This window comes from Methanobrevibacter sp. (assembly GCF_045126245.1).
Lineage (GTDB): Archaea > Methanobacteriota > Methanobacteria > Methanobacteriales > Methanobacteriaceae > Methanocatella.
The window spans coordinates 1-5,741 of sequence record NZ_JBGVOG010000061.1 but is presented as its reverse complement, the minus strand read 5'-3'; the positions used below and the strand labels follow the sequence as shown (position 1 = coordinate 5,741).

Sequence of the window (5,741 nt, the reverse complement as noted above, 5' to 3'; positions counted from 1 at the left end):
CAGTATTAATATCACTAATACCAATTGATATATTATAATGAAATACGGAAATATATATAATAAATATTTTCCATAAATACAGAAAGTAGTATAAATATATCTTATACCACTAATACTCAAGTAATATTTAGAAAATGATGTATATCAACAGCTTGATATATATCAAGCTAGTTATATACACTAATTTCATTAAATTTTGTTGTTTTTTATTAAATTTTATGAAATTTAATAAATTTTAGTTCATTCTAAATCTTAAATTTCTTACAACAGCCAACGCAATTAAGAAAATTCCCGCTAAAAAGGTCAAAAAGACCTTCAGAGACATATAATTAAAGAGGTTAAACTCGCCAAAGATAGATGTATCATTGTGAACCTCTTCAAATTCAACAGTGCCGACCTTTAGATATTTAGGGGCTATAGGAATCTTACTTGCATTAATGACAGTAGAACCATTGAAATAAACACTATCCGCAAGTCCTCCTGTTGACATTCCATGCATTGATCCATCATCGTTTGAGAGATAAATATCAGTGATGTTTCCTTCAAATGTGTCGTTGGTGCCGTTATGGAAGTGGAAAGTGGTGATATCCCTTCTGGTAAGGCCAAACAGGTCTGATGCAGCCAATTCCATCATTGTTGATACTTTATCTGTAGTGTTTAAAGAAATGGAACCTGTTCTGAGGAACTGATATCTATTAGGTATGGAGACATACTCTCCAGGTTCCAAATGACCTGTTTCATGGGTTGTAGCAGTAGCCAAACCATAATTTCCATTAGGAGCTTTGATAAGAAGATGTCCTAGACCGTAATTAGCTTTTATTGCCTGTACTTTAGTTAAAATGTCTTCTGAAATTGTATTGTTTTCATTAATCATTTCTGAGGTAATGTTTTCAATTCTTTCATTGTCTTTACCGTCGTCGATTCCCCCGAATCCAATCATCCAGCCGTCATCAGTAACAACAGCTTGACAGAAGTATCCTCCATCAGTTTTATATTGTTTTATAGCCCTATGGCCATGCCAGTCAGTAGTATTTATAATAAATATGTCTGCACCGAAACTCGCATCTCTTCTGAATGCAAACATACTGTCGTTTCCTTCAAGCTGCAACATGACAGAGCAACAGCCAATCATTTCCGATTCATCCGTATTGGCTAGAATAGCCTTCAATTCATTTATATCCTGTTGATAATCAGAAGCGCAAACTCCTATTATCGAAACCAGCATTAAGGTAACACTTAATAATAAAATAATCTTTTTTGAAATCATGTAATAAATCCTTAATTTAAATTGTAAAATAGTAATACTATAATAATATTCTACAATATACTATTTAAAATCTTCTAAAACTTTAAAAAAATGATGAAATTTAATAAATCACATATTAAACTTCATATTATTAGCTTTTAATTTTTGCTTCATTTGTTCTCTGTCAACATGGATATATTTGTCGGTAGTTTGGCTGTTGGAGTGGCCTGCTATTGTTTGAACCTCTGCAACCGTCAAAATCTCGGCATAATGGCTTAAAGCGGTGTGTCTGAGAATGTGAACGCTTACATTTTTTCCATATTCGACAGGACAGTCGATGTTTTCGTTTTCTATTCTCTCATCACTTAAATGAGCATATTTTTTTACGATATCCTGAACTCCACGTTTACCTATTCTGTTTCCTTTGATATTGGTAAACAGTTCTTCACGATTAACTTCCTCTAAAGCTTTGTTTCTTTGAATTACGGGTCTGTAAACATCATTAGTATTTTTACGAAGTTTTGTGATTCTATCATAGATCATATCATTTAAGCTCACAAGAGTATCGTAGGTTATAAAGGTTGTACGGTCCTTCAGCTCTCCCTTAGTTGTTTCAGCACGAAGAAACACTTCAATAAATTCATTGGTGTCATTTGGCAAGATGTAAAATCCCTTTTCATCAATCTGAACCTGGATATCGGATTTGTTCAACAATACCAATTCCTTTAGCCTCATTCCAGAATCAATGAAAGTTCTGCAAATTGCATAATCCCTTTTATTTCCGCTCTGTTGAATTGTATCCAGAAAGAATGCACTTTGCGGCCTTGTTAAGCTAATCTTTTCAATTCTTTTTTTAGCAGTTTCAGGATCTTCAGCCTTTACTTCAATGATATCCTTCATTTTGATGGTATCATGCTGTATTTCTTCCTGAACGTCTTCAGAGTTGATGAATTCCAGAATGTTCATCATATATGTCTTGACGGTAGTCCTTTTGTTGCCGCGCTGTTTTAGACAGTGCCTACGATAATGTCTCAATTGCTTTTTGACATTGTCGCTGTTCAGCTCATCGATTCCTTCATTTTCAAGATATTCTATGAATTTGGATATATTGAAGGTTTGTTTTTTTATTGTTTCCTGAGTTAAGTTTTTTACCTCTTGCTTTTCTTCCAAGTATTCATCTAGGTAGTCGGTTAGCTCATCAACCTCAATCATAAGCATTTTGCCTCCTAAATTTCTATACTCAAACCCTTGATATAATATTATTTTTTTAAGTATATAAAGACTTCGTATCTTTTCATTTTTACTGTATATTATTACATAAAATATACGTTTTCTTTATATATAAAATTTGCATAATTTGGAGTTTTTCCTAGAAGTGTTGAAAGTATAGTAAGACACCTACATCAAGCGGTTGAAATATGGTGATTTTGTTAATTTTTGAATTTGTAATAAAAAATTAGTGGGAAGTAATAATTGAATTTTTAAAAAAATATAAAAAATTAGGAAATAGAAAAAATTGAAAATTTTTCTTGGTACAATTGCTATCAATTTTTATTGAATTTCCTGTCATTAACTTTTCCATTCCAATAATCACCCTATCCTCAAAAACTTTTTTCACATGTGAAAATATTGTGACGATAAAAAAAAATCAAATTATCACATTAATTATTCTACCCCATTAATTGTATTCTAATTTCCTAACTTCAATTATCATCTTATCAAAATCTGATTGATAATCCCTATCCTGAACTATTCTGAATTCCTTATACTCATTGATGGCATGAATCCTTGCATCATCTGATGAAATTTTACCCTTATTCTCCAATTGGGGTAAGCTGATTAAGGAGATATAGTCATCAAGCAGGGCTTTCCATTCCTTCATGAAAGTTGGCTGATTGCTCATAGCCCTTGTTTCGGCCAATGTTAAAAAGCCATCAACGAGAGTGTTTAATAATGATAATTCATCATGATTCAAGTAATTTTTAGAAATGACAACATCACTCTGAAGTATTTTTCCGTTTGGAGAATCTTTCCATGTTGTTAATCCCATATGGGGCTTATTTTTATCACTTCGAGACATGATTATTTCAGCAGCAGTTTGCCTTGAAACCGCAAAAATTAATGTGTTTTGGACAGTTGCAAAAAAATCCCTTGTCAGTTGAGCTTCAGGGTTATAATCATAGCTTGTGGCATAGATATCAGTAAGTTTTTGATTGAAAAGTCTTTCTGAAGATCTGATTTCTCTGATTTTTTCAAGCAAATCTGGAAAATAACTTACTCCAAAACGACCATTATTTTTCAGCAATTCCTCATCTAGAACAAATCCCTTTATCATATACTCTTTAAGAATCCTAGTAGACCATCTGCGGAAGTGTGTTGCCTGTTTTGAGTTAACACGATATCCGACAGAGATAATGGCATCAAGATGATAAATATTGGTATTATACTTTTTTCCATCAGAAGCAGTAGTTGCAAATTTTGCAACAACTGAATTACTATCTAATTCTCCATCTTCAAAAATATTTTTTTAATGTCTACTTATGGTTGATTTTGTTACTTTAAACAATTCGGCTATTGTTTTTTGAGTAGCCCACATAGAGTTGTCTTCATGATTAATAAGCATTGTAATGCTTTCTGTTCCTTCTTCACCAGTATACAATATCGTATCAACTAATTCATAATTCATTTTATCACTCTCAATATTTTCTTTAATTTGAATTTAAACTACATAAATTCCTTTTTAATTATAAATTTTTATTTTTCTTATCCTATTTAAATTTTATCCAATTATAATAGCTTAAAAATATTGTTATAGTCTTGTAAAATAGATTTAAAAAAAACATAGTATTTATAGCTTTCTTTATGTAAAAATAAGACTAATAAACATTCAATAATATAAATTATTTTATGTATATGATGGCAAGTTTCGATTGCAAGTTCAAAGGCAATCAGGAAAATATTGAAAAGGTACTTCAGCATTTCGGACTTAGAAAAATCCAACCGACATTATATGTAGGGGAACTTGAAAACAATGAGCGTGAAGAGCTTGAGAAAAATATCGATGAAATCATCAGACAGAACGACAACCTCCTGATATTTCCAATCTGTCAAAACTGCTTTTCAAAAATGGGATTGAACGGGCGCGAGATCAAATTCAAAAGCGACTTGTACAGGGTGTATTGAATGAAGATAGTCATAGACGGATACGGAAAATCCATACATAAGAAAGACAACCAGATTGTCATACATGAAAAGGATGAAATATTGGATTCAATTAAAGCAAGTTTGATTACTGACATAACCGTTGTTGGAAAAGGTCATGTTACCTTTGATGCACTTGATTTAATGGCCGCAAATAACATTAAACTGATATCTATCAATCCGCGAGGGCAGCTGACATATACCCTTGAATCACCTGACTGGAGAAATGTGAAGTTGAAAAAGCAACAGTACAGGCTAAGTGAAAATAAAGCTGGTCTTGAAATATCCAAAGAATTGATTAAATCAAAGATGAAAAATCAAAAGGCTACATTAACGACTTTAAACAAGAAAAAACAATTGAAAAGGGTTTATAATCATAGGTCAAAGATTGATGAATGCATAAGCCAGCTTGAAGAGTTGAGATTGAAAGGAGGCAATGAGGATGTAAGAATGAAAATAATGGGATTGGAAGGAAAGGCCTCAAATGAATATTGGAGCGGTGTGAAGTACTTCATCCCAACTGAAATCGGTTTTGAATCTAGAACAAAAAAGCCGACAGATTTACTGAATTCAATGCTTAACTATGGCTATGCGATTCTTGCAAGCGAAATTACAAAAAGTATACTTGTTAATGGACTGGATCCATACTGCGGTTTTCTGCATTTTGATATGTATGGTCGCACAAGCTTAACCTTTGATTTGATAGAGCCCTTTAGGCAACAGATAGTAGATAAAACTGTGATTGGGCTGATCAACAGAAAACAGGTTACAGCTGATGATTTGGATAAGCGCAACAATATCATAAAATTGGAAGCAAGAAAATTGATTGTTGAAAAGATTTTAGCTAAAATTTACTCGACAATAACCTACTGTGATGAAAGTGTAAGCTACTTCGATTTGATTGAAAGACAAAGTGAAAATTTAGTAAATGTGCTTTTAGAAGGCAGTAAATTTGAAGGGTTTTATCTCAGATGGTGAGGAAACCTGAGTGTTTTATGGATGAAAAAATCATCTCCTCAAAATCAGGTGAAATAACTGCCGATATTTTGGTAAATCATTAAGATTTTGAGGAAACCTCCCCTGAAAATTGAGGTGAAAATGATGTCCTCACAACATTTTTAAAAGAAGAAATATAAAGTAGTTAAATAAGTATTTTAAGGAATATTTTATAGTGTTTGTAGAGAATGTTTTTAATAGAAATATTCAAAACGCAATCTGCATTGAGGTGGTGTCTTTCTTCATAGATGTGTTTCTGGTACCATGGTCTTTTTTTGAAATCTTCATCTGTATGTTC

The 5,741-nt window shown here is 32.2% G+C and carries 6 protein-coding genes; 2 read left to right on the top strand and 4 right to left on the bottom strand.

Annotated features, from left to right (window positions below; genetic code table 11):
- Positions 1-235: 235 nt before the first annotated feature.
- The 4 genes from ACJMLZ_RS04915 to ACJMLZ_RS04900 all read right to left on the bottom strand — a co-directional run bounded on the left by ACJMLZ_RS04915 (position 236) and on the right by ACJMLZ_RS04900 (position 3,932).
- Positions 236-1,225 carry a hypothetical protein gene (locus ACJMLZ_RS04915; RefSeq protein ID WP_405304239.1) on the bottom strand — a complete coding sequence of 330 codons (990 nt, stop codon included), beginning with the start codon at positions 1,223-1,225 and terminating at the stop codon, positions 236-238.
- A gap of 150 nt (positions 1,226-1,375) precedes the next feature.
- Positions 1,376-2,458: a tyrosine-type recombinase/integrase gene (locus ACJMLZ_RS04910; RefSeq protein WP_405304241.1), complete on the bottom strand. Its 1,083-nt coding sequence runs from the start codon at positions 2,456-2,458 to the stop codon at positions 1,376-1,378.
- Between the two features lie 466 nt (positions 2,459-2,924).
- Positions 2,925-3,767, bottom strand: coding sequence for a RhuM family protein (gene rhuM / locus ACJMLZ_RS04905; RefSeq protein WP_405304240.1), 843 nt, complete (start codon positions 3,765-3,767; stop codon positions 2,925-2,927).
- A gap of 6 nt (positions 3,768-3,773) precedes the next feature.
- A complete protein-coding gene (locus ACJMLZ_RS04900; RefSeq protein ID WP_405304238.1) occupies positions 3,774-3,932 on the bottom strand; it encodes a hypothetical protein in 159 nt (52 codons plus the stop codon).
- A 230-nt stretch (positions 3,933-4,162) separates the two neighbouring features.
- Between ACJMLZ_RS04900 and cas2 the strand changes: the two genes are divergently transcribed.
- Together cas2 and cas1 are read left to right on the top strand one after the other, a co-directional pair.
- On the top strand, positions 4,163-4,429 hold the full coding sequence (gene cas2 / locus ACJMLZ_RS04895; RefSeq protein WP_405304237.1) for a CRISPR-associated endonuclease Cas2: 267 nt from the start codon (positions 4,163-4,165) through the stop codon (positions 4,427-4,429).
- Positions 4,430-5,425 carry a CRISPR-associated endonuclease Cas1 gene (cas1, locus tag ACJMLZ_RS04890; protein WP_405304236.1) on the top strand — a complete coding sequence of 332 codons (996 nt, stop codon included), beginning with the start codon at positions 4,430-4,432 and terminating at the stop codon, positions 5,423-5,425.
- The last annotated feature ends 316 nt before the right edge of the window (positions 5,426-5,741 follow it).

Coding starts and splice junctions, on each gene's coding strand:
- ACJMLZ_RS04915 (WP_405304239.1), bottom strand. CDS start 1,225: ATGCTGGTTTCGATAATAGGAGTTTGCGCTTCTGATTATCAACAGGAT.
- cas2 (WP_405304237.1), top strand. CDS start 4,163: ATGGCAAGTTTCGATTGCAAGTTCAAAGGCAATCAGGAAAATATTGAA.
- cas1 (WP_405304236.1), top strand. CDS start 4,430: ATGAAGATAGTCATAGACGGATACGGAAAATCCATACATAAGAAAGAC.
- ACJMLZ_RS04900 (WP_405304238.1), bottom strand. CDS start 3,932: ATGAATTATGAATTAGTTGATACGATATTGTATACTGGTGAAGAAGGA.
- ACJMLZ_RS04910 (WP_405304241.1), bottom strand. CDS start 2,458: ATGATTGAGGTTGATGAGCTAACCGACTACCTAGATGAATACTTGGAA.